Annotated in this window: 23 protein-coding genes and 1 tRNA gene; 14 read left to right on the forward strand and 10 right to left on the reverse strand. The window is 63.1% G+C overall.

Features of this window, described 5'->3' with window-relative positions:
- Positions 1–163: 163 nt before the first annotated feature.
- Positions 164–1,336, reverse strand: a complete 1,173-nt coding sequence (locus EAE28_RS07060; RefSeq protein ID WP_127105124.1) for an ABC transporter substrate-binding protein — start codon at positions 1,334–1,336, stop codon at positions 164–166.
- On the reverse strand, positions 1,333–1,917 hold the full coding sequence (locus EAE28_RS07065) for an ANTAR domain-containing response regulator (RefSeq protein ID WP_127105125.1): 585 nt from the start codon (positions 1,915–1,917) through the stop codon (positions 1,333–1,335). Before EAE28_RS07065 ends, EAE28_RS07060 begins: the two co-directional genes overlap by 4 nt.
- Before the next feature lie 201 nt (positions 1,918–2,118).
- On the opposite strand from EAE28_RS07065, the gene EAE28_RS07070 reads away from it, so the two are divergent.
- The 4 genes from EAE28_RS07070 to modC all read left to right on the forward strand — a co-directional run bounded on the left by EAE28_RS07070 (position 2,119) and on the right by modC (position 5,088).
- A complete protein-coding gene (locus EAE28_RS07070; RefSeq protein WP_246022299.1) occupies positions 2,119–2,490 on the forward strand; it encodes a winged helix-turn-helix domain-containing protein in 372 nt (123 codons plus the stop codon).
- Between the two features lie 64 nt (positions 2,491–2,554).
- Positions 2,555–3,298 (forward strand): molybdate ABC transporter substrate-binding protein, encoded by a 744-nt coding sequence (gene modA, locus EAE28_RS07075; RefSeq protein ID WP_127105126.1) that lies wholly within the window; start codon positions 2,555–2,557, stop codon positions 3,296–3,298.
- Entirely contained in the window at positions 3,299–3,991 is a 693-nt protein-coding gene (gene modB, locus EAE28_RS07080; protein ID WP_127105127.1) for a molybdate ABC transporter permease subunit, read from the forward strand.
- Complete coding sequence (gene modC, locus EAE28_RS07085) at positions 3,988–5,088, forward strand: molybdenum ABC transporter ATP-binding protein (protein ID WP_127105128.1); 1,101 nt, start codon at positions 3,988–3,990, stop codon at positions 5,086–5,088. Before modB ends, modC begins: the two co-directional genes overlap by 4 nt.
- Here the strand turns inward: modC and EAE28_RS07090 are convergent.
- Entirely contained in the window at positions 5,068–5,790 is a 723-nt protein-coding gene (locus EAE28_RS07090) for an acetyltransferase domain-containing protein (protein ID WP_127105129.1), read from the reverse strand. The genes modC and EAE28_RS07090 overlap by 21 nt on opposite strands.
- A 289-nt stretch (positions 5,791–6,079) precedes the next feature.
- Between EAE28_RS07090 and EAE28_RS07095 the strand changes: the two genes are divergently transcribed.
- From EAE28_RS07095 to EAE28_RS07115, 5 genes are all read left to right on the forward strand, one after another.
- Complete coding sequence (locus EAE28_RS07095) at positions 6,080–6,835, forward strand: IclR family transcriptional regulator (protein ID WP_127105130.1); 756 nt, start codon at positions 6,080–6,082, stop codon at positions 6,833–6,835.
- Between the two features lie 265 nt (positions 6,836–7,100).
- Complete coding sequence (locus tag EAE28_RS07100; RefSeq protein ID WP_127105131.1) at positions 7,101–7,844, forward strand: glycosyltransferase family 2 protein; 744 nt, start codon at positions 7,101–7,103, stop codon at positions 7,842–7,844.
- Between the two features lie 286 nt (positions 7,845–8,130).
- The gene (locus tag EAE28_RS07105) at positions 8,131–8,835 is read left to right on the forward strand and encodes a hypothetical protein (RefSeq protein WP_127105132.1); all 705 of its coding nucleotides are present in this window, start codon (positions 8,131–8,133) and stop codon (positions 8,833–8,835) included.
- 4 nt (positions 8,836–8,839) lie between these two features.
- Positions 8,840–9,025: a hypothetical protein gene (locus tag EAE28_RS07110; protein WP_127105133.1), complete on the forward strand. Its 186-nt coding sequence runs from the start codon at positions 8,840–8,842 to the stop codon at positions 9,023–9,025.
- Positions 9,026–9,154: 129 nt separating this feature from the next.
- The gene (locus tag EAE28_RS07115) at positions 9,155–10,162 is read left to right on the forward strand and encodes a class I SAM-dependent methyltransferase (protein ID WP_127105134.1); all 1,008 of its coding nucleotides are present in this window, start codon (positions 9,155–9,157) and stop codon (positions 10,160–10,162) included.
- A 7-nt stretch (positions 10,163–10,169) separates the two neighbouring features.
- Here the strand turns inward: EAE28_RS07115 and nusG are convergent, their stop codons facing one another.
- A complete protein-coding gene (gene nusG, locus EAE28_RS07120; RefSeq protein WP_127105135.1) occupies positions 10,170–10,721 on the reverse strand; it encodes a transcription termination/antitermination protein NusG in 552 nt (183 codons plus the stop codon).
- A 36-nt stretch (positions 10,722–10,757) separates the two neighbouring features.
- Positions 10,758–11,645, reverse strand: coding sequence for an MraY family glycosyltransferase (locus EAE28_RS07125; RefSeq protein ID WP_164736567.1), 888 nt, complete (start codon positions 11,643–11,645; stop codon positions 10,758–10,760).
- Positions 11,646–12,452: 807 nt separating this feature from the next.
- On the opposite strand from EAE28_RS07125, the gene EAE28_RS07130 reads away from it, so the two are divergent.
- The 5 genes from EAE28_RS07130 to EAE28_RS07150 all read left to right on the forward strand — a co-directional run bounded on the left by EAE28_RS07130 (position 12,453) and on the right by EAE28_RS07150 (position 17,600).
- On the forward strand, positions 12,453–12,842 hold the full coding sequence (locus EAE28_RS07130) for a hypothetical protein (protein WP_127105137.1): 390 nt from the start codon (positions 12,453–12,455) through the stop codon (positions 12,840–12,842).
- A 90-nt stretch (positions 12,843–12,932) separates the two neighbouring features.
- On the forward strand, positions 12,933–14,039 hold the full coding sequence (locus tag EAE28_RS07135) for a polysaccharide biosynthesis/export family protein (protein WP_246022300.1): 1,107 nt from the start codon (positions 12,933–12,935) through the stop codon (positions 14,037–14,039).
- Between the two features lie 13 nt (positions 14,040–14,052).
- Positions 14,053–14,538 carry a low molecular weight protein-tyrosine-phosphatase gene (locus EAE28_RS07140; protein ID WP_127105138.1) on the forward strand — a complete coding sequence of 162 codons (486 nt, stop codon included), beginning with the start codon at positions 14,053–14,055 and terminating at the stop codon, positions 14,536–14,538.
- 93 nt (positions 14,539–14,631) lie between these two features.
- On the forward strand, positions 14,632–16,821 hold the full coding sequence (locus EAE28_RS07145) for a polysaccharide biosynthesis tyrosine autokinase (protein ID WP_127105139.1): 2,190 nt from the start codon (positions 14,632–14,634) through the stop codon (positions 16,819–16,821).
- 26 nt (positions 16,822–16,847) lie between these two features.
- Positions 16,848–17,600: a hypothetical protein gene (locus EAE28_RS07150; RefSeq protein ID WP_127105140.1), complete on the forward strand. Its 753-nt coding sequence runs from the start codon at positions 16,848–16,850 to the stop codon at positions 17,598–17,600.
- Positions 17,601–18,083: 483 nt separating this feature from the next.
- Here EAE28_RS07150 and EAE28_RS07155 read toward each other — a convergent pair whose 3' ends face one another.
- The 5 genes from EAE28_RS07155 to EAE28_RS07175 form a co-directional block, all read right to left on the reverse strand.
- Positions 18,084–18,569 carry a hypothetical protein gene (locus EAE28_RS07155; protein WP_127105141.1) on the reverse strand — a complete coding sequence of 162 codons (486 nt, stop codon included), beginning with the start codon at positions 18,567–18,569 and terminating at the stop codon, positions 18,084–18,086.
- A 647-nt stretch (positions 18,570–19,216) separates the two neighbouring features.
- Positions 19,217–19,293, reverse strand: a tRNA-Arg gene (locus tag EAE28_RS07160).
- A 74-nt stretch (positions 19,294–19,367) separates the two neighbouring features.
- Positions 19,368–20,756: a sensor histidine kinase gene (locus EAE28_RS07165; RefSeq protein ID WP_127105142.1), complete on the reverse strand. Its 1,389-nt coding sequence runs from the start codon at positions 20,754–20,756 to the stop codon at positions 19,368–19,370.
- Positions 20,757–20,780: 24 nt separating this feature from the next.
- Entirely contained in the window at positions 20,781–22,196 is a 1,416-nt protein-coding gene (locus tag EAE28_RS07170; protein WP_127105143.1) for a dihydrolipoyl dehydrogenase family protein, read from the reverse strand.
- A gap of 1 nt (position 22,197) precedes the next feature.
- Positions 22,198–22,899, reverse strand: coding sequence for a TVP38/TMEM64 family protein (locus EAE28_RS07175; RefSeq protein ID WP_127105144.1), 702 nt, complete (start codon positions 22,897–22,899; stop codon positions 22,198–22,200).
- Positions 22,900–23,118 lie beyond the last annotated feature (219 nt).

Raw genomic sequence — 23,118 nt, forward strand, 5'->3', positions numbered from 1 at the left:
TCAGGGTCCCAATCAATGGGAAGAGGTTCTTTCGGAGACGCCTTTGCCTCCACTCTTTAACGATTCCTCAGCCGGGCATGATTCGCAATCCGTGTTTTGCTGCGCTCACACCGGTATCGCTGCGACGCAGAAAAACCCTGTGCCTCTGCCCGAAATTTAGGCGTCAGGGCTGGCCGGGATCAAAGATGCGGCCATCGAAGAACAGATCCTTCATCAGATGCACGCTGCCCTCGACGGCGGCCTGCGTCACCGGGGCGGCAATCGCGCCCTCCAGCTTTTCCGACGCGCCGGGCAGATCGGCACCCAGCGAGCGCACGGCGCGGCGGTACAGATCCGAGCGATAGACCCCGCGCCCGGCGTGCATGGCCGATTGCGGGTTCAGACCCGCGCGCAGCGCCAGCTGCCGCGCGATCCACGCGGCCTGACTGCGCCACGGGAAGGTGGCAAGCCCGTCGTGGAACACCTGAAACTGCGGCACCGCGCGCTGCTCACCGCGCGGCGAGAGGACCAGACGGCCCTCAAAGCTGCGATCGATGACCTCGGCGGGGACATCCAGATAGTGACGCCGCGACAGGATCTCGGACGCGGTGATGCGGCTGTCGGGACGGCTCAACCATTGCCCCGCCCGCCAGACGGCGCGGATCAACCGGTCGGTCAGATGCGGCTCGGTCTCGGCCCAGTCCTCGCGCACGGCCAGCACTTTTTCCGGCGAGAACGCCCAGATCGCCGAGCCGGGCAACAGCAGCGCCCCGAACCCCTGCTCGACCGCGATCGAGCCCCAGGGCTCGCCGACGCAAAACGCGTCGATCTCACCGGCAGCCAGCGCCTGCGCCATCAGCGGCGGCGGGATGGTGCGCACATCGAGCCGCGAGCGCGGCATGCCCAGCGCGGTCAGCCAGTACATCAAGAGCTCGACCTGCATCGAAAACGGGAAGGGCACGCCGATGCGCAGCGTGTCGGTAACGACGCGGCTCAGCGCTTCGCCCGCCGCCGTTGCATCGGCAAAGTCGAAGGCAAACCCCGTCTCGCGCAGCTTGTCGGCCAGTGCCGTGCTGACGCAGATGACATCGCCGTTGACCGACAGCACCGACACCGCTGCCAGCCGCGTCGTGACCCCGCCCAGCCCCAGCGCCATGGCGACCGGCACCGGCGAGAGCAGATGCGCCGCATCGACCCGCCCGAAGGCCAGCATATCGCGCACCGACGACCATGACGGCGCGCGGATCAGGTCCAGCGTCAGCCCCTCGGCCTCGGCAAAGCCCATCTCCTGCGCCACGATCAGCGGCGCCGCATCGACCAGCGGGATATAGGCGGCAGACAGCGTGACGGTCTTCATCCCAGCAGCCTCGCCGCCGTGACCAGCGCCTCGGCCACCTCAACCACCTTCTTGCCCTGATCCATCGCCGCCTTGCGCAGCAGGGCATAGGCCTGCTCTTCGCTCAGGTTACGCGCCTTCATCAACATGCCCTTGGCGCGGTCGATGACCTTGCGTTCCTCCAGCGCCTTGCGGGTCTCAGCAAGTTCGGTGCGCATCCGGCGGAACACCTGAAACCGGGCAATCGCGGTGTCGAGCACCGGCTTGATCCGGTCAGGCAACAGCCCGTCCACCACATAGGCCGACACGCCCGCCTCAATCGCCGCAGTCGCCAGTCCCCCGGCCTGCCCGCCGACGAACATCGCCACCGGCCGTTCCAGCGGGCCTGAGGCCAGCGTCAGTTCTTCCAGCGTATCGCGCGAGGGGTTGTCGATGTCGATCAGCACAATATCGGGCGCACGCGCGGCAATCTGGCGGGCCAGCCCGCGCTCATCCGCGATGACGAAGATGTCGTAATCATCGGTGACCTTGAGCGCATCGACGATCTGAATCGCGCGGTCGCGGTCTTTTTCAACAACAACGATCGAGAGACGGTCGGACATCATCATCCAGGCGCCGCGAGTTTGGGCGTTCTGCCTGTTGGCATATCGCTGCGGCGCGGCAATGACAAAAGGCGGTGGCCAATTAGGGTGGCCGTTTTGCCAGATGCACAAGTATTGCCCTCCTGAACCGTCATGCGGTCACTTTTCAGGCACCCCAACGTCCCGCTTGCCAGCGCCCCTGCCCTGCTGGCATCTAGAGGCATGCCCATGCCCTCCCCCTCTCCCCGTTTGCGCCTGCGTCTGGTCTTTGGCGAGGATGCCATGCTCGGGCCGGGCAAGGCGGAGTTGCTTGAGCAGATCCGCGATCTCGGCTCGATCTCGGCCGCCGGGCGGGCGATGGGGATGAGTTACAAGCGGGCCTGGTCGCTGGTCGAAGAGATGAACGCAGCCTTTCGCGCGCCCTTGGTGCTCAGTGCGCGCGGCGGTCCGCAGGGCGGCGGCGCGCAGCTGACCGAGACGGGCGCGCAGGTGCTGGCGCATTTCCGCAGTTTCGAGGATCACGCGGCGCAGGCCGGGGCCGGGGACATTGCCGCCATCGGCGCGCTGCTGCGCGATATTCCCGATGGGAAATAACGCTTGCCAGACCCGCATCTCCTTGCGATATGTTTCACCGAACATATCACTTGGAGCCTCCCCCATGCTGCGCGCCCTGCTGCTTCTCGCCCTGCTCGCCTCACCGGCGCAGGCCACCGACTTCACCATCTTCGCCGCCGCCAGCCTGCGCGATGCCCTGACCGAGGCAGCGACCGCGCATGAGGCCACCTCGGGCGACCACGCCACGCTGGTCTTCGCCGGGTCGTCGGCCCTGGCCCGGCAGATCGAGGCGGGCGCACCGGCGGATCTGTTCGTGTCGGCCAACACCGACTGGATGGACACGCTGGAACAGGCAGGCCGCATCGACCCCGCCACCCGTGCCGATGTCTTAGGCAACGCGCTGGTGCTTATCGGCCACGGCATCGCCGCGCCGGTGTCCCCCGACACGCTGGACCTGCCGGCGCTTCTGGGTGACGGGCGGCTGGCCATGGCGCTGGTCGACGCGGTGCCCGCTGGCATCTATGGCCGCGCGGCGCTGGAAAGCCTCGGCCAATGGGACGCCGTCGCGCCGCTGGTTGCCCAAACCGACAACGTCCGCGCCGCCCTCGCCTTGGTCGCCACTGGCGAGGCCCCTTACGGCATCGTCTACGCCACCGACGCCGCCACCGAGCCGCAGGTCAGCGTGGTGATGACCTTCCCCGCGGACAGCCACCCGCCGATCACCTACCCCGGCGCCGTCACCACCGACGCCGCCCAACCCCAAGCCGCCGCCGCCTTTCTGACGTGGATGCAAACGCCCGAGGCGCAGGCGATCTTCGCCCGCCACGGCTTCACCTCAGGGGGCTGAATGGACTGGCTGGGCCCTGAGGAATGGCAAGCCGTCGCCCTGTCGCTCAAGGTGGCGATCTGGGCGACGCTGTGCTCGCTGCCTTTTGGCATCCTCGCCGCCCATACCCTTGCCCGGCGGGAGTTCTGGGGGAAATCGCTGCTCAACGGGTTGATCCATCTGCCGTTGATCCTGCCCCCCGTCGTCACCGGCTACCTGCTGTTGCTGACGTTCGGCACGCGCGGTCCGATTGGCGCACTGCTCCAACCCCTCGGCATCGTCTTCGCCTTCCGCTGGACGGGGGCCGCGCTCGCCGCCGCGATCATGGGCTTTCCGCTGATGGTCCGCGCCATCCGCCTGTCGTTCGAGGCGGTCGATCCCAAGCTGGAACAAGCCGCCGCCACGCTGGGCGCCTCGCGTCTGTGGGTCTTCCTGACCGTCACGCTGCCACTGATCCTGCCCGGTGTGCTGGCCGGGGCGGTGCTGGGCTTCGCCAAGGCGATGGGCGAGTTCGGCGCGACGATCACCTTTGTCTCGAACATCCCCGGCCAGACGCAGACGCTGCCCTCAGCCATCTACGCCTTCCTGCAGGTGCCGGGCGGTGAAGCCTCGGCCCTGCGGCTGGTGCTGGTGTCCATTGTGCTGGCCATGGGCGCGCTGATCGCGTCCGAGGTGCTGGCGCGGCGGGTACAGAAACGGGTGAACGGGGCATGAGCGTTTCGGTTCAGATCACCCACGCCCAGGGCGATTTCACGCTGGATGTCGCGTTCGAGGCTCCGCCGGGCATCACCGTGCTCTTTGGCCGCTCAGGCTCGGGCAAGACCACGCTGATCAACGCCGTCGCCGGTCTGCTGCGCCCGCAGGCCGGGCGGATCGCCGTGGACGATCATGTGCTGTTTGACAGCAAGGCGGGCGTCTGCCTGCCGCCGCATAAACGCCGTCTAGGCTATGTGTTTCAGGAAGGCCGCCTGTTCCCGCATCTGAGCGTGCGCCAGAACTTGGCTTACGGCCGCTGGTTTGCTCCCCGCACCGCCCCCCGCGCCGACCTGTCCCGCGTGGTCGAGATGCTGGGCATCGGCCCGCTGCTTGAGCGCCGCCCCGCCGCGCTGTCGGGCGGCGAAAAGCAGCGCGTCGCGATCGGGCGGGCGCTGCTGGCCTCGCCCGGTCTGATCCTTGCCGACGAACCCCTTGCGGCACTGGACGAGGCCCGCAAGGCCGAGATCCTGCCCTATTTCGAGCGCCTGCGCGGCGAGGTGCCGATCCTCTACGTCAGCCACTCGGCGGCGGAAGTGGCACGGCTGGCAACAACGGTTGTCGTGCTGGACCACGGCCGCGTGATCCGCCAAGGCCCCGCCGCCGAGGTGCTGGGCGACCCCTCGGTCACCCCTTTGGGCGCGCGGGAGGCGGGCGCGCTGCTGCTGGCGACGGTCAGGCACCACCACGATGACGGGTTGAGCGAGCTGGACGCGGGCGGCCACCCCCTCTTCCTGCCCCATGTCGCGCAAGCCCCCGGCAGCACCCTGCGCCTGCGGATCGCCGCGCATGACGTCATCCTGTCGCGCGCCCGGCCCGAAGGGCTGTCCGCGCTCAACATCCTGCCCGGTGTGGTGGTTGAGGTCCGCGCGGGCGACGGGCCGGGCGCGATGGTCTCGCTCGATACGCCCGCCGGTCGCCTGCTCGCGCGGATCACCGGGCGCTCGGCCACGGCTTTGGGGCTTGGCCCCGGTGTCCGCTGTCACGCGGTGATCAAGACCGTCGCCGTCGCGCCCGAAAACATCGGCGCGCCGCGCTCAGCCGAAGAACAGCCATAGCGAGCCCAGCAGCACCGGCTGGTGGATGAGGTAAATCGCGAGGCTATGTCGCCCGGCCCATGCCAGCCCGCGCAAAACGGGGTTCACTAGCACCCCGCCCCGCAGCCAAGCCTGCGCCAGCCCGGCCATGGCCATGCCCAGCAGGAACGGCCCGAACCACGGGAAGACCGGCTCCAGATCCATGCTGAACGGCTGGACCTCAGCAAAGCCGATCCACGCCATCCAGCGCGCATTGAACATCGGGGATTGCACCAGATACGGCAGCGCCCAGACCGCCACGCCGATGACCGCCGTCAGCACCGGCGGCACGCGCAGGAAAGCCAGCCCCAACAGCCGCCCCACAACGATCATGTGCAGGATGCCAAAGAACACAAAGGCCGGACGGATCGCGAACCACGTCGCCACCGTGACCCCCAGCGCCGCCACCGCCACCACAGCGGTCGAGCGCCAGAAGGACGGCCAGCGCATCCCGCCGCGCGCGGCCATGACCAGCGAGACGCCGGCCAGAAACACGAAACTGCCCGCCACGGTCCGCGCGAACACGATCCACGGCAGGCTGGTGATCGTGCCCGGCGCGATCAGGTGGAAGAACTCCAGATCAAAGGTGAAATGGAACACCGCCATGCCGATCAGCGCGATGCCCCGCGCAAGATCGATGGCCGGCGCGCGGCTGGTTTGTGCTGAAGATGTCTGTTCGTTCATCGCTGCCCTGCCACGCTCGTTGTTGCTCTGATCTCTACCGCGCCACCGCCCAAAAAGGAAACACTGCGCACCGATCTGCCGAGGTTTGCGCAGAGCTTGCAGCGCCGGAACCACCGCCGACAGGTTGGTTCAGACCAAGGGAACGACACTTGGCGATGCGTGAATTGTATCTCGGCAAAAAAGCTGTAAAAAATATCTATATTTTCCGACTAAAACCATGATCAACTCTGGCAACGGCCCGTCAAGAGCCTAGCTAGTTCCCGCATATTTAGGCGGAGTGTCTATTGTCATGGGCGACACCAACAGTCTGGAACGCATGTTATCGATCCTGTCCGTCTTCAGTGACGAACAATACGAATGGACTGCGGACGAGCTGATCGATTTTTTCGGCTACACCCGTCCGACACTGTATCGCTACCTTAAAATACTGACCGACGCAGGGCTCGTCAGCTCGCTGCCGCCGGGACGCTATTTGCTGGGCCCGCGTGTGGTTGAACTGGACCACCTGCTGCGCATGTCTGATCCGCTTATCCTGGCGGGAACGCAGGTCGCGGCGGAATTGGCCGCGCAATTCAAAGGAACGGCGATGTTGATACGCTGGTATCGCAATCGCATGGTCTGCATTCATCACGAAACCACGCCGCAAGCGCCCATGGTCGGCTATATGCGCGGCCAGCCGATGGGCATGAGCCACGGCTCGACCGCCCGGGCGATCATCGCGGCCCTGCCGCGCCGCAAGGCGCTGCCCCTGGTCGAGAGCCTGCTGAGCGATTTTCGCGCCTCGGGCTTTGGTGAAACCACCGAGGCCGTGCTCACCAACCTGCGCAAGATCAAACGCCAGGGCTTCGCCCATTCCCGCGGCGAGGTGACGGCGGGGGTCAACGGCACCTCGGCCCCGATCATCGACGGCAGCCGCATGCCTATTGGCGCGTTATGCCTGACGCAGCACGACACCGCCCTCAACGCAAGCGACGCCATGGCCGTCGCAAAAGCCGTCATGCAGGGCGCCGCCGCGATCTCAGACAAGCTGGCAAACCCGGCCTGAAGCCCGTGCGCGGGTCCAGACCAAGCGCCCGGCAGCGCAGGCAACCTGAATTGTCGCCCATTATGGATGGTATAAATCGCACCGCGATCCGGCTTTTATAGCACTGGATACCACCACGTTTTTGCCTCCCATTTTACCAGATGAGCACAGCCCGTAGCGCTTGTGCCTCGGATGGAGTGCCCGCTCGGAATACGGCCAGCCTTGCGTGCTTTGCGCAGGGACGACCGCGCATGACCACGTCGCACTTTGCTAAAAAGGCCCGCTCTTGAAAATCTCTGTCATCACTGCCGTCTATAACGCCGAGGCGACCGTTGGCGCCGCGATTGCCAGTGTCGCGCGCCAGACCCATGGCGACATTGAGCATGTCATCGTCGAAGGCAACTCGAAGGATGGCTCTCTGGCCGCGATCCGGAACGCATCCCATGACCGCATGCGGCTGATAAGCGAGCCGGACGGCGGCATCTATGACGCGCTGAACAAGGGCATCCGCAACGCAACCGGCGATGTGGTTGGCTTTATTCACAGCGACGACTTTCTGGCGCATGACGGCGTTCTGGAACAGATCGCCGCTGCCTTCGAAGACCCCGCGGTCGAGGCCGTTTTCAGCGATCTGGACTATGTTTCCCAGGCAGACACCTCGCGCGTCATTCGTCACTGGTCGACCGGCCCCTTCCATCGCGAGCGCCTGAAACGCGGCTGGATGCCCGCCCATCCGACGCTGTATCTGCGGCGCGAGGTTTACGAACACTACGGCGCTTACGATATTAAATTCGGCATCTCTGCTGATTACGATTTCATCCTGCGGTACTTTTCGCAAACGATGCAAAAATCGGTCTATATCCCCGAGGTGCTTTACAAAATGCGCCTCGGCGGTGTGAGCAACCGCAATCTGGCCAAGATCCGTCAGAAGATGGGGGAAGATTTCCACGCGATCCGCCGCAACCGGGTGGGCGGGATCTCGACTCTTGCGATGAAGAACCTGTCAAAGATCCGCCAGTTTCGCACCTGATCACCTTAATTTCGGGCATTCAGCGACGATCCTGACGCCCGCAACGCCCCGCCGCGCCGGTCCCGGTCACACCCCCGGGACGGCCCACCGCCCCGCCCCACCCTTCGACGCGGCACAACCGCGCTGTATCGCTCTATTTTGCCGATTTTACCTGAGTGTATTTATAGCCTCACACGCGCCGTTAATTCGCAAAGTGACGGAACGTTAATTGCAATACAAAGCCTCGTATATTCAAATCTCGCAGACGCAGCAATGAGCGCGGAATGCGCCAAAGGAACAGAGCCCCATGTCAGCGACAAGAGCATCCCTCATCGCGATCGCACTGGTGATCGCCCCCGGCTTCGCCCAAGCGCAAACCCGTGCGGCCATCACGTCGTTGCCCTCGGGCTTCGGCATGGCGAACGGCATCCTTGGTGTTTCGCTCTCGGGGCTTTACGGCCCCTATCACCCGCCCATCGACGTTGATGGTGATATCGGCATTGCCCTGGGCTTTGGTGACGCGGTTAACGCCATCGGCTTCGGGATCAGCGCCGACATCACCTCGCTCGACGATGATTTCGGCGATTCGGGTTATTTCAACCTCTCGGCGCACCGGCAGTTCCGACTGACCAACGGCTATGGCTCGATCAACGCAACGGTGTCGGGTGTCGGAGCCTACGGCACCGCATCCGCGCGCGAGATCGGCGGTTCACTGGTCGCCAGCTTTGTCACCGGCAGCGAAACCCGGCCCTACATGATCAGCGTCGGCGTGGCGAATGATCTGAACATGGCGCAGGACGTGCAGGGGATTCTGGGGCTTGGCGTCGGGATCAATGAGGAATGGGCGGTCAGCGCCGGGGTCTATGGCGACAACAACTCGATCGGTGTCAGCTATTTCCCGTCCTTCATGCCCAATGCCGTGGTCCAGCTGTCGCTGCGCAACCTCGATGATTCCGACCGTCGCGGGATCGGCTTTGACTTTGGCTATGCCTTCAACCTGTTCGGGAACTGAGCTCATGAAAACCACCATCGCCCTCATCCTCGCAACCCTGATCGCAGCACCGACCGCCAGCCTTGCGGGGGATGTCTCGTCGAGCGGGGCAACGTCCGTAGCCTCGACGGTTGTGTCGACGGTCGGGGGGGCTGCACCCGGCACCACGCCGATCGGCGCCTGCGTGTCGACCGCCGTCAGCAGCTGCTAAGCGCAACCCGCGCCCAACGTCGCACGGCGTTTGCCTGCCTGTCATCGCGCCCCGGCGCGGTGGCGTTTTCGCTTCGACCCTGACCGGTCGGGAACCATGCCCTCTTTGCAAGTGAACCTGTCCTGAGTCATGAACGTCAATCTGAACCAAACCGCCCTCTATACGCCGCCCCAGCCGGACGCGACCGACGGCATGGTCCGTCAAACACTGGCCACGTCGCTGGGATATGTTGACGGCGCCTTTGGTATCCAGAGAATTCTGGCCGACACCGGCATTCCGATTGTCGACACTTATTACCGACAATCCTTGCCGGGATATGCGTCGCTCTATAACCAGTGGCAGTGCATGCATGTCGCGCTCCACGACACGGCCAACACCGAAAAGCAGGCGTTTTTCGCGCAAGCGAGCGCGGTCAGCAAGCTGCTGGGTGTCGGGACGGGTCAACGGGTGCTGGAACTGGGCTGCGGCCTTGGCGCGAACACGCTGCATCTGGCCGAGAGCCACCCGGATGTCGACTTTGTCGCCATCGACCTCATGCCCGAGCACGTCAAACGCGCAACGCTCAAGGCACAAGGCCTGCCCAATGCCCGCTTCCAATGCGCCAGCTTCGAAGACCTGCCGCGGGATCTGGGCAGCTTTGACGTCATTCTGGCGGTGGAAACCCTGTGCTACGCGACCAATCTCAACCGTGTCGCCGCTCAGATCGCGCAGCATTTGCGGCCCGGCGGGCAGATTATCCTGTTTGATGCCCATCGCCGGGACAATTTCGACAGCCTTCCCGCCGACAGCGTGACCGCGACGCGCCTGTACGAGATCACCACCGCCGTCACGCGCGGCTTTCACACCGATGGCGCCTGGGAACGGGCCTTTGTCAAAGCCGGGCTGGATCTGACGGCCAGTGACGACCTGACGGCAAAGACGCTGACCGGGCTGTCCTCGTTGCACCGCCGCTCGATGAAGGCCTTCACCGACCTGAAATGGCGTCTGGCCCTCAAGGTGATGCCGCGGCATCTGGCCCGCAATACCGTCGCCGGGCTGCTGGGCTACCATGTGTGCTTTGGCGGCGGCACGCAGCCCGACCCGGATCGCGGAGCGGTCCGGTATCAAAAGATCGTCGCCCGAAAACCCCGGAACTAAAGCGCGCTCAGGCGCGCTTTAGCGTTTCCCGGTCAACCTGAACGCGGGTTTGCTGCCCCATCAGGTCCAGCAGGATCCACACCCGGCGATCCGGCTCAATCGTCTCCACATCGGCCACCACATCGACGAAGGGTCCGTGTGTGACCAGCACCCGGTCGCCCGGTGTCAGGGCCTCGGACGGCAGAAGCTGACCCTGCGCATCACACCGCAAGGCGAGCTGCTCGACCAGACCACGCGGGACAGGCTTTGGCTTGCCGCCAAAAGCGACAAGCTTGGTGACACCATAGGTGCTGTTTACAGCCCGCCAGTGCCCCTGAGTGGTATCCAGCGACACGAAAACGTAGCCGGGGAAAAGCGGGCGCTGCTGCGTTCTGAACTGATGGCCAAAGCGGCGCGTCTCGATTGTCTGGGGAGCGAACGACCGAAAGCCCTGCCTGTTCAGGTTCTTCGTCGCGATCGACAGGGAATTCGGCTTCAGCTGCGCCAGAAACCAGCGGAGGGTATCCCCTCCGCCGACACGTTGCGCTGCAGCCTCAAGCCAGCTGGCATCGTCAAACATGAGAAATCATCTTCCGTTCCGGTCAAATCCGCCGGATCAAGCTCGGCCCAAGACACGGCCACGCGGGGACGTCAGGGACGACATCAGCGACGACCGCGCGCGACTGGTCGCAAGGCGCATCCCCAGACCGTAAATCCCGAAGAACGCCGCAAGGCAGGCCACCAGCGCCAAGAAGGAAAGACGCGGCAGATCGTGCATCAGGACACCCACAACCACCGGCGTGGCAATCAGCGGCAGCAGAACCAGCGTTGCCATCGGGTTCGCCACCGACCGGCGGCCGCGCCCCAGCACGCAGATCTCGAGCCCACGCATGACGATCTGGTGAAAGTGCAACCGGTCCGGGTGAGACACAGGCAGGTTGCAGCGGTAGCGGCGATAGATCGCAAGCGAGAGATCCGCCAGCGGCCAGAACATGACCATCACCACAGAGATCGGCGCCACGTCAGGGTTGCGCGAGATCAGCGCGATCCCCATCCAGGCCAGCAGGAAGCCAAGCGTGTACGCACCGGCGTCGCCCAGGAAAATCTTGCCGGACGGGAAGTTCAGCACCAGAAAGCCCATCGTCGCGGCGGCCAGCAACACCCCCATCATGGCGATTTCGGTATCACCGACCAGAAAGGCCGTCGCAGCGATACCACCGCTGGCCAGAATCGCCGTCGACCCCGACAGACCGTTCAATCCGTCGATCAGGTTGAACGCATGCGAGATGGTCGCGGCGGCGACGACGGTGATCACCACGGCGAACGGGCTCCAGGCGAACAGCGGGTCCAGCACGTAGAGACCCGTGTGTCCGATCCAGGCCCCGGTCAGGATCACCGCCAGAGCCGACGAAAGCACGGCCGCTGCCAGCCGACCGGCGGGTGAGACCCGGAAACCCAGATCCTCTGCCCCGCCAGAAACAAACAGCGGAACCACCGCGACCATCAAAAGCAGCCACAAAGTGCCACCGCTGAAATACGCAATTGCGCAGCCAAGCAAGTAACCGAAGATAATAGCAGCCCCACCAACCCGGGGCGTCGGGGAGGAATGCGCAGCTTGCACCGCGCCGAGATCCCCCTGGCGCACCAATGAGCGCCACCGCGTCCGCGATAGCCCCACCAGCGCCATGCATAGCAATAGCGACAGCGCAAATGCTGCGATTGCCGAGATCGTCAAATGTGACGTTTCCATGTCGAACTACCTCACTCGCGGTATTGTTTTTGGGGTCAGCCCTTGCTCAACCGGGTGAGTATGTGCTTTATAATTGCAAATCGCCTGAAGACTGGGCAGAATAAAAACTTACTACTTCGCCCGCAGACTAATCTCGATGCAAAATACAAGTGCGCCACAACAGCCCGGCCATTAAAAGCCTCACTGGATAAGGTTGTCGCGCTAGTTCGCTTAAAAGTATACTACCCTAGATTGCACACTTCTAATACCTACATCTTTTGAGGGTGCTTTTTGTCGCCCTTTTTTGCCGCTAAGGCCGGCATTATCGGCTTATTTTGCTGATACTTTCTCCTCACGGTTGTGTTTATGTGCCGCCAGTAGGTGAACACTTGAATAATGCGAGGAACGCAGAGCGATCGAGGGCAACCAGACGCTTCGATCCGCGTCATCTTGCAAGTCGCACAAGATGCGCCTTGCAAAATTACGGGTCGATAAACGTGAATAAGCCCGGTGTTCGATTGCAATTGCGAGAGAAGACTCGTGCTTGCGGTCTATTCAGCAAAGTGCAGGTTGCAATTCTAAATGGAACACCAAAAAATCGTCAACATCGAGCTCAACTTCGAGCGCGAAGTCGCCCAATCGCGCGGGCTTTCTCTTTTCAGAAGAAATCCCACCACATGGGAGTTATTACTTCTGCTCGCGCGATATAAAAATGGCAGCAACGAAGGCGTCTATAACACCATAGATTCGGTCGGGACGCGGTATCTGGGAAATTCAGCGCTGCTGAAATTCATCCGCGAGCGTCGTGATGACGGGCTGGTGCAATTCCTTGAACATGAAAAGAAAAGCAAGTGGACGCTTCAGCTGAACGAAGAGCTTGTCGCGCAACTCATCGAGTTGCTGGACACGCGCAATCGTCAATTGCTGCGCGCCGCGGCTGAGGAGAACGCCCCGTTTCAATGGGCGCGATAGAACGGGCATCAGTCCCGCAAACACATGGGCAGCAATCGACAGTTTGAAGGACAGCCGCGAGTGACTTACCTTTTCCCGAATGACCCGCCCATGCAGATCGCTTCTGCAATGACGGCACCCCGCCGGATCGAGGCAAAGCGCGCGCTAGCGGTGCTTTTGTGCGCAACGCTTGGCCTTGCCGGCTGTTCGGACGGCTACCTGCGCTTTCCGGTTTCCGCCGATGCGCAGCGCTCGATGACCGAGCAGGTCGAAATCATCCACCTGAACGCCAGCAACATCGCGTCTTTCTCAGAGCCGACGCGCGGCTATGCGGGCACCGCACTGCCCAGCGGACGCAGCTGGAACTATCTGGTTGGGACCGGCGACATTCTGTCGGTGATCGTCTTCGATCACCCGGAACTGACCCTGCCCGAGGGCGAGAACCGGTCCTCGGCCGAAAGCGGCTTTCGCGTGCAGAGCGACGGGACCATCAACTATCCCTTCGTCGGTGCAGTCACCGCGCGCGGCCGCCCACCCGAGCAGATCCGCGACGATCTCACCCAGCGACTGAGCCGTTTCATCCCTGATCCGCAGGTCGATGTCCGCGTCGCAGCGTTCAACTCGCAAGGCGTCGTCGTGTCCGGCGAAGTCAGCGCACCCAACCGTCAGCCGTTGACGACCGTTCCGCTGACCCTGATTGAAGCGATCAACGCCGCTGGCGGCGCGTCGGATACAGCGGACCTGCGGGCCGTGACCGTCCAACGCAGCGGTCAGGTTTATCCTGTTGATGTGCAAGGATTCCTGCGCGCAGGCATCGTGCAGAACAACCCGGTTCTGCGCAATGGCGACGTGGTCAGCGTGCCGCGCCGACTGGCGCAGGAAGCCTATTTCCTGGGTGAAGTCGCGCGCCCCGATGCGATCGACCTGTCGCTTGAGCCGGTCACGCTGACACAAGCCGTCACGCGGCTGGGCGGTCTTGCCGCGCCGCGTGCCGATATGCGCGGGATCTTCGTCTTTCGCATGACCGAGGCCCGCCCGCGGGTGTTCCAGCTCGACACCAGTTCGCCCACCGGGCTGTTGCTGGGCACGCGCTTTGTGCTCGAACCCGGCGATGTGGTCTATGTCGTCCGCTCGCCCTTGCAACGCTGGAACGACACCATCACCCGCTTGCTGCCGTCGGTCCGCGCTATCGATGCCATCGACACGATCTCGAACTGATCGGTCGGCCGGGATGAAGATCGAGTCGGTCCTTGTGGTCTGCGTTGGCAATATTTGCCGTTCGCCGTTGGGCGAACGGCTCTTGCAGGCTGAACTCGACAAGCGTGGCGCACAGATCAGTGTTACCTCTGCCGGTCTGCATGCCGTCGTCGGCCACCCCGCCGACACTGAAACCTTTGCCGTCGCCGCGAAGCGTGGCGTCTCGCTGGACGGCCATCAGGCACGGCGGTTCACCAACGACATGGGTCGCGACCATGACCTGATTTTGGTCATGGAACCGGCCCACAGGATTGAAATTGCCCGAACCTCTCCGGCGTTGTCGGGCAAGGTATTCCTCTTTGACCAATGGAGCGGCGCCAAGGGAATCGCTGATCCGTATCGCCGCTCCAAAGACTTCCACGAAGCCGTTTTTCTCTTGATCCACGACGGTGCCCAAGACTGGGCCGCCAAACTGGCACCGTCGGTCATAACTTCTGGCCCAGCCGGTCAAACCAACTGACGTTACGCCAGACGACGGGTCGGACCGCTTACATCGATATCCCCATAAAGCGCAGTGTTATTAGCGCACCCACAGCATAAATGAGACCCGACAATGGCCAAAGAACCCCAGGCGATTGACGAAAACGAGATTGACCTTCTGCAGATCGCCCTCACGGCGTGGAAGGGCAAGATCATCATCGCAACCTTTACGGTGCTGGCGCTGATGGCCGGTGCCTTTCAGTTCGCGCGCACGCCCCCAACCTTTCAGGCTGACGCTCTGCTTCAGCTCGAAGAGCGCTCGGGACAGCTGGCACTGCCCTCGGCGATGCAGGATCTGGTGGACAACTCGCCCCAAAGCGCCACCGAAATGGAGGTGCTCCGCTCGCGTATGGTCCTTGGCCGCGTGGTGGCGGATCTGAACCTTGATTGGCGCGTGACGTCGGTGAAAGCGCCCTTGATCGGCGAAATCCTTGCGCGCCATTCGCTGCCGATCCCCGAAATCGGCTTCCTGTCGAGCTACGCGCGCGCTGGTGATTCGCTGACACTGGCCTTGCTTTCTGTCCCTCCGCGCTGGCTCAATCGCGAGATTGAGCTGGAAGTAACCGACGACGGCTATGCGCTGACGCTGCCCGACGGGCAGGAAGTGTCCGGCACCGTGGGCACGCTTTTGTCGCTGGAAGCAGACAATTTCGCCATTCATGTCGAAAGCCTCAATGCTCGGTCGGGGCGGCAGTATGTGATCTCGCAGATAGACGAACTGACCGCCATCAACAGCATCCGCGCCCAGATTGCCGTATCGGAACGAGGCCGTGGTTCAGGCATCCTTGAAGTGCGGTTCATGGGCGGCAACCGCGGCGAGAACGTTCGTATCCTGAACGCGGTGACACAATCCTATGTGCAGCAGAACATCTCGCGCAGCGCCGCCGAAGCGCAAAGCAGCCTCGATTTCATCAACACCCAGCTCCCGCAGGCCGAATCGACACTGCGTCAGGCTGAGGCGGCTCTCAACGATTACCGCCAGCGTCAGGTCGCCATCGACCTGACCTTCGAGACGCAGAACATCCTCACGCAGATCAACACGGTCGAAAGCCAGCTGGCCGAATTGCAGCGTCAGGAAGATGAAGTCAGCCAGCGCTATACCACCAGCCACCCGGTCTATCGCCAGCTGCTCGAAGACCGCCAGCGCCTTGAACTGCGTCTGGCAGATCTGCGTTCGCAGGCCGGCGATCTGCCCGAAACCCAGCGCGAGATCCTCAACCTCAGCCGCAACGTCGAGTTGGCGCAGCGGATCTACACCGAGCTGCTGACCCGGCAGCAGGAAGTCGAAGTTCTTCGCGCCAGCACGGTCGGCAACGTGCGGATTGTCGATTCGGCAGCTGCCGGGCGCTTCCCGACTGCCCCCAGAAAGGCGCGCGTGCTGCTTGTGTCGCTGATTCTGGGTCTGGCACTCGGCATTTGCGTCGTTCTGGTACGCAACTGGATGCACAAGGGCGTTCAGGACGCCTCGGACATCGAGCAGCTCGGCCTGCCGGTCTTTGCCACCATCAACTACTCGGCCAAGGGCGACACCCACGGCAACCGGCGCGATTCGCTTGGCGTTCTTGCCATCACCGAGCCCACCGATCTGGCCGTCGAGGCCTTCCGCTCGCTGCGCACCAGCCTGCATTTCGGCATGCTGGACGCGAAAAGCCGGTCCCTGGCGATCACCAGTACGCACCCCGAGGCTGGTAAAAGTTTTACTGCCGTCAACCTCGCCGTCATTGCCGCGCAGGCTGGGCAGCGCATCTGTCTGATCGACGCCGACCTGCGGCGCGGCAACCTGCGGCGCTATTTCGGGGTCGAGCGCAACCGGCCGGGACTGGCGGATATTCTGGCCGGCGATGCCGATCTCGAAAGCTGCCTCGTGCGCGGGCCTGTGGAGAACCTGTATTTCCTGCCGACCGGGAAATACCCGCCCAACCCGTCTGAACTGCTGATGCGCGACAACCTTGCGACGCTGGTGACGACACTGGACAGCTACTTTGACCTGTCGGTCTTTGACTGCCCGCCCATCCTTGCCGTGACCGATCCGGTTATCGTCAGCCATTCGGTCGGCACCACGATTCTGGTGGCGCGTCACGTTGTCACGCTGCCCGGTGAAATCACGGCGGCGCTGAAGGCTTTCGAAGCCGCGGGCTCGAAAATGAGCGGTGCCATTCTGAACGGCTTTGACCCCAAAAAGGCCAAGGCAGGGTATGGCTACGGCTATGGGTATGGTTACGGGTACGGCTATCGTTACCAGTATAAACAGCGGCGCGACTGAGCAAGGTGCGCTGCTGAACGTCACTTTTGGGTGGATTCTGGCCAAATCTGGTTGCATTCCTAAGCGAACGTGACCGCATTTGCTGCGCGGTTGTCGTCGTTCTGCCAGGCGTTTCGCACGACCCAGCAACCAACACTGCCAATTACCGGGCAATTTTCGCGCTAAAAAAGCGCGCTGAATCATGGATGGCAGGGCGTGAGGCGCAGAAGGGCTTGCGAGTGTTGAAGCTGAAAACCGTTTCCGAGATCGTGCTGTGCTATGTCGCAGCCGCCATTGTGGTGTTCGCGGTGCTGACGCCGGTACAGGCGTTGCTCCTGCCTGAGGTCACGCCGCAAGGCAGCCTGTGCTATCTGCCGCATGGCGTCCGGGTGATTGCGATCTGGTTCTACCGGGAAAAGGCTGTCCCTGCGGTGTTCCTGGCGCAGCTCCTGACAACGCAGTTTATTTACGGCAAGAACCTGTCCTTTGACGCGATTCCGCAACTGCTGGTGTCGGCATTCGCGGCCTATGTGGCGTTTGCCATTCTGGCCATGTGCGGACGCGGCGCGTTCTTCGCTCCACAGCGCAGGGACGGCAAGCTCTACCGCGACCTGCTCACAGCCGGGTTCCTGGCGTCACTTGTGAACGCGGCAGGGTTGATCCTGTTGCCGGGCGAGACGCTGTATTCGGATCAGCTGCTACCAACGATTGTCACCCAGGTCATAGGGGACAGTATCGGGCTGCTTACCCTGCTCTTGATGTTGATGGCATTCTTTCGGCTGCAACGGCTGCTCCCCTAGGGACTGAACGCCGCACTACCCGGTAGACCCCGCTTCGCGGTCCGCCGACCTTCTCGATGATCTGGTCATCGACCAGCGTCTTGAGGCCGCGAAAGATGGTCGGACGCGAATAGTTCCGCATCGATTCGTCCGCGAGCAAATTTCGGACGTCGAAGCTTGCCTCTGACGGGAAATCCTGACCGAAGCACACAATGTCGCGCTCACACTCAGAATATCGCGCCAGGCCCATATCGTGTTCCAGTTGGCGCACCGCTCGTCTCAGCTGTGCAAGCAATCCGTGTGTCATGCTTTGCCTCACGCAGTCAAACTCATCACTACAATGTTCTTATGCTACCCCCAGAAAACGGCTTTGCGCAACCGCTCCCTGCGAGTTGTTCGCCGATTAGCGTTTGACGTGGCACAAGTTCGCCGACCTGCGTGCCGACGAAAAAGGCCGGCGTCGCTTGCTGCGGCACCGGCCCTGTTGAGCGAGCGTTCCATAGTCTAGTCACGGCGGCCCGCAGTGCGCAGCAGGCGGTTATCAGACTGGAAAGGGACCGGCGCGTTGGCGGTTTCCAGCATCGCAGTGCGCACCGCCTGATTGCGTTGCTCGAGCAGCGCCATGGCCGCTTCGGCAAGGTCGTCATTGAGGCTGATCCGATGCTTGCTTTTCTTTTTCGGATCGGCACCGAAAATGAAAAGTCCATCGTCCCGGCGATCGCGCACGAAACGCAGCAAGGCTGAGCTGCCAAGACCCGTCGACGTCACCGATTCAACCAGATCATACACACCGATCCGGTCATCATCGCCGGCAGCGAGCGCGGCCAGAAGCATCTCCCACGTTGCCGCATTTCGGCGGAACAAGGCCAGATCCCGGTTCTTTGCTACTGCCCGCTCGAACTCAAGTTCAAGCTCGATGATGCGACGCGCTTCTTGGAAACCTACATAATCAGCCTCCGCAGAGGGCTCATGATATGTGGCGGTCCGCATTTGTAAGGTGCTCCAAGTTAAGTATCCTTTTGATACTAGTTGTAAGTGCAACGCTCCACACCGGTCAAGCAAAACCGGGCCCAATTTGACAATAACAAGTCTCACTATGGCAATAAGATGGCCGCCTCAACCGTGTCGCATATTTTTGTAGCTTTTTTACTTCAGCGACGAAGATTCCGCGTTCATTCTGAAAATCTGCGGGGTGCAGGCAGACCATCACGGGCGAAAGCCGCGACTCAGAAAAGCGCGCCATTTCAGGATGTAACGCCCTTTGGATCGGGCCTGATGATCTGATCGATTCGCAGAAATTTACGTTACGTAACATCTAAAACCCTCAACAAACGGGCATGCCTGCGCGACGGCGCCAGCACTGACTCCATCTGTTGGGTATTTTTTATCGGCTTTTTATACCGTCTTCCGAGGCGCGCTTTCGGGCGGAAATGTAAATAGCCGCAACGGCTCATCAGTATTCAAAGAACGGCAGGCATTAAAACAAGAGGAAGACACACCTCGAAATCCGCCTGACGGATTGCGCCCACGCCGCCCGCCAATTCGGCCAAAGCCAAAGCGCGCAATCACCCGCCAACGCCAGGACAACCGCCAAAGACGGCGCAACGCCGTCTGTCTGAATTTAATAAAAAGGAAAGTGGTGCACCCGGAGCGATTCGAACGCCCGACCCTCAGATTCGTAGTCTGATGCTCTATCCAGCTGAGCTACGGGTGCACTGTGTGGCGTGATTTAGCGTCCACCGCCGGGCAGCGCAAGGGGGTATCTGCGCTTTTCTTCACACCTTTTTCTCAGCCGCCAAGAGGCAGCGAAAGCCGGAACTCGGTGCCGTCTTCATCACTGCGTATCAGCTCCAGTTTGCCGCCATGACCGCGCACCAGCTCGGCTGCGATGACCAGTCCCAGACCGGTGCCGCCCTTGCGAGCGCCGCCCTGAAAGGCCGCGAACAGGTTCTCCTTGGCACGCTGCGGCAGGCCTGGCCCCGTGTCGATCACCCGAATCGCCGTGCTCGTGTCGGTCTCCCGCGCGGTCACCTCGATCGAGCCGGGCTTACGCGTGGCCTCGATCGCCTGACGCGCGTTGCGCACAAGATTGGTCAGCACGCGGAACAACTGCTCGGGGTCGGCGCGCAGCATCATGGTGGCGGGCACATCGACCAGGAACTCGACCGCATCGCCGGCCTCACCCGCCGCCATGCGCTCGCTTTCGATCAGTTCCTCAACCATTGGCCGCAGCGCGAACTGGCTGAGCCGGGGCGACGGCTCTTCGGCCTTGCCGAAAGCCAGCGTGCTCTCACACAGGCTGATCGCGCGCGACAACGAATTGAGCAGCTTGGGCGCAGCGCGCGCAACAGCCGGATCGCTTGAGCTTTCGATCCGGTCGGCCAGCAGCGAGGCCGTGGACAGGATGTTGCGCAGATCATGACTGATGCGCGCCACCGCGCCGCCCAGCTGCGCCAGCCGTTCCTTCTGCCGCAGCGCCTGCGCCAGATCGGTCTGCAAATGCTGCAAGGCTTCTTCTGCCTCGCGCAACTCGGTCACGCGGCTGTTGGGGTCAATGATCGACCGTGCATCCTCGGGCGCCTTGGCATAGGCCGCCATCGAGGCAATGACGCGCCGGATCGGCGTCACGATCAAGCGTTGCACCGAGAAGAACAGCAACGCCGCGGTGGCCAGCGTGATGATCAGCGACAAAAACAGAATGCGCAGCGCGTAGTCGCGCAGCGAACCGCGCAACGGCCCGGCGTTCATCGTGACTTCGATCAGCAACCCCGCTTCCTGCACCGGGTCGCCGATCAGCCGGATGACCGTGTTGTCAGGGATGAACATCGCCGCCAGCCCGTCACGCATCAGCGTCCAGATCGGCGGCGCGCGCAGATCATAGGTCGCCGACACCGGCCCCGGCACCTGCGAGGACAGCACCAGTTCGCGCACTGCATCGCGCCGCAGCACGACGTTATAGACCCCGGCGGTGTTGAGCAGCTCTTCGGCCAGCTTGTCGCTGATACTGCCATCGGACGCCAGCAAAGCCAGCGATGCAATCTGCGCCCGTTCAAGACGGGTCAGCAGATAGTCTTCTCGGAACCGGGCAACGGAGGGTACGAAAATAAGCACCTCGGCCAGAAGCACGAAGAGCAGTGTCAGCAGCAGGAAACGGCCTGAAAGCGTTCGAAAGAACATACCCGTCCCAGTTCGCAGAGAAAGTCAGGGCACCCAATACTGCACAGCCCGAACCACCCGCTTGATCAAAGGATTATCAAAGAGTTTGGGGGTAAAATAAGCCGATGATGCGCGTTTGGAAAGCTCTGCCATCGTCGGATAGGGCAGAACGGTTGCAGCCATGGCGCTCAGCTTGAGGCGATTGGCCAGCATCAGCGACCACAGCGCGATCTGCTCACCCGCGCCGGGACCGACAATCGTGGCCCCTATGGGCCTGCCTTTGAAGGCCATCACCTTGATCAGACCGACCGTCTTGCCCTCAGCCTGCGCGCGGTCGCTGGCGTCGAAGTCCAGCCGCAAGACCTGCACCGCGTCGCCATGCTTTTCGCGCGCCTCGGCCTCGGTCAGGCCGACCTGCGCCAGCTCGGGATCGGTGAAGGTCACGCGCGGGATATGATCGCCGCGCGCCTTGGCGGGCAGGCCGAACAGCATGGGCCGGATGATCAGCCCGGCGTGATAGCCCGCCAGATGCGTGAACTGCCCGCGCCCCGCCGCATCGCCGATCGCATAGACCCGGCGGTTCGAGCTGCGCAGCCGGTCGTCGACCTGCACGCCCGCGCGGTTGGTCAGCACGCCTGCCGCCTCAAGGTTCAGCCGCTCCAGCGACGGCGAGCGCCCCACGGCGACCAGCAGATGCGTGCCGACAAAGATCGTGCCCCCCGCGACCCGCACCTCCAGCGCGCCCGAGCGTCCGCCGACCCGCTCGACCTTGGCCTGTTCGACAATATCGACACCCTCGGCGCGTAGCTTGGCCAGCACCATCGCCGCCGCTTCGGGGTCATCGCGCCCCATCGCCCGCGCGCCTTCGATCACCGTCACCTTGCTGCCCAGCCGCCGGTGCGCCTGCGCCATTTCCAGCCCAATGGGCCCGCCGCCGATGATCAGCAGATGACCCGGTGGCTGGCGCAGATCGAAGATCGTCTCGTTGGTGAAATAGGGCACCGCGTCCAGACCCTTGATCGGCGGGATCAGCGGACGCGAGCCGGTGGCAATGACAAAACGCCGCGCGCGGATGCGCTTGCCGCCTGCCTCGATCTCGCGCGGGCCGGTGAAGCGGGCCCAATCCCGGATGACCGTCACGCCCAGCCCTTCGAAGCGTTCCTGCGAATCATGCGGCGCGATGGCGGCGATTACCCGTGACACGTGGTCCTTGGCGGCGGCAAAGCTCACCTCGGGCTCATCCGCGGCCACGCCCGGCCCGTTTGTGCGGTGCGCGGCAGCGGCCTTGCCTGCCGCCAGCAACGCCTTTGAGGGCACACAGCCATAGTTCAGGCAGTCGCCGCCCATCTTGTGCCCCTCGACCAGCACCACCCGCGCGCCCATCTGAGCCGCGCCCGAGGCCACCGACAGCCCGCCCGAGCCCGCGCCGATCACACAGATATCGGTTTCCAGAATGCTCATCTCAGGCCCTCCGCAGTTTTTTCAACACAACAGGCAGCAGAGACAGCGCCGCCAGCCCCAGAAGTGGCCCCAGGATATAAGGCTCGAAGATGACACCCAGATCAGGCGTCTCGCCCCGCGCGAAAACTTCGCCCAGCCCGGCACCGACCCATGTATAGACCAGCGCGCCCGGCAGAATGCCAAGCAGCGTGGTCCAGACAAACCGCCAGACCGCGACACCCAGAAAGGCCGGGATCAGGTTGGCGACGAAAAACGGCACCGCCGGGATCAGGCGCATCGACAACAGCACCGGCACCTCATTGGCACGGATGCCGTCGCTGAGCCGCCGCACCGCGCCATCCGTCGCATCAATCCGCGCCCGCAGCCGCTCGCCAAACCCGGCGCGGACAGCGAGGAACAGAAGCAGCGCGCCCAGCGTCGCCCCGCTGACATTATAGAGCACGCCCGGAAACACCCCGAACAGGAACCCGCCGGTCAGCGTGACCCAGATCGCGCCGGGGATCGAGAAAGCCACAACCACCACATAGGCCGCGATGAACAGCGCCGGGGTCAGCAGCGGATTCGCAGCGCGGTAGGCCAGCAGCGCGTCGTGGTTCGCGGCCAGCGACTCAAAACTCAGCCGGTCGCGCAACAGCACGAGTCCCAGCACCGCGCCGGTTGCGATGATGATCAGCGGGAGCCAGCGGCGCAGGGTCGGGGGCATCTTGGATCTCCGGTACGGGCCATGGGCAGGACGACCCGGCGCGGCGCTTCGTTACACCTAGGTGGCAGTCCCCACGTCGAACCGCAACCACCGCCCGCCATAGACGGCCAAGCGGAACCGAGGGTTTCACCACTGCCCGACCGCGCATTCGCCACGACAAGCAGGCGAAACGGGTGGTTTGCGGCCAGCAGGGTCATGGCGCTATCCAGCGCAAGGCGT

The organism is Pararhodobacter zhoushanensis (genome assembly GCF_003990445.1).
Classification (GTDB): Bacteria; Pseudomonadota; Alphaproteobacteria; order Rhodobacterales; family Rhodobacteraceae; genus Pararhodobacter; species Pararhodobacter zhoushanensis.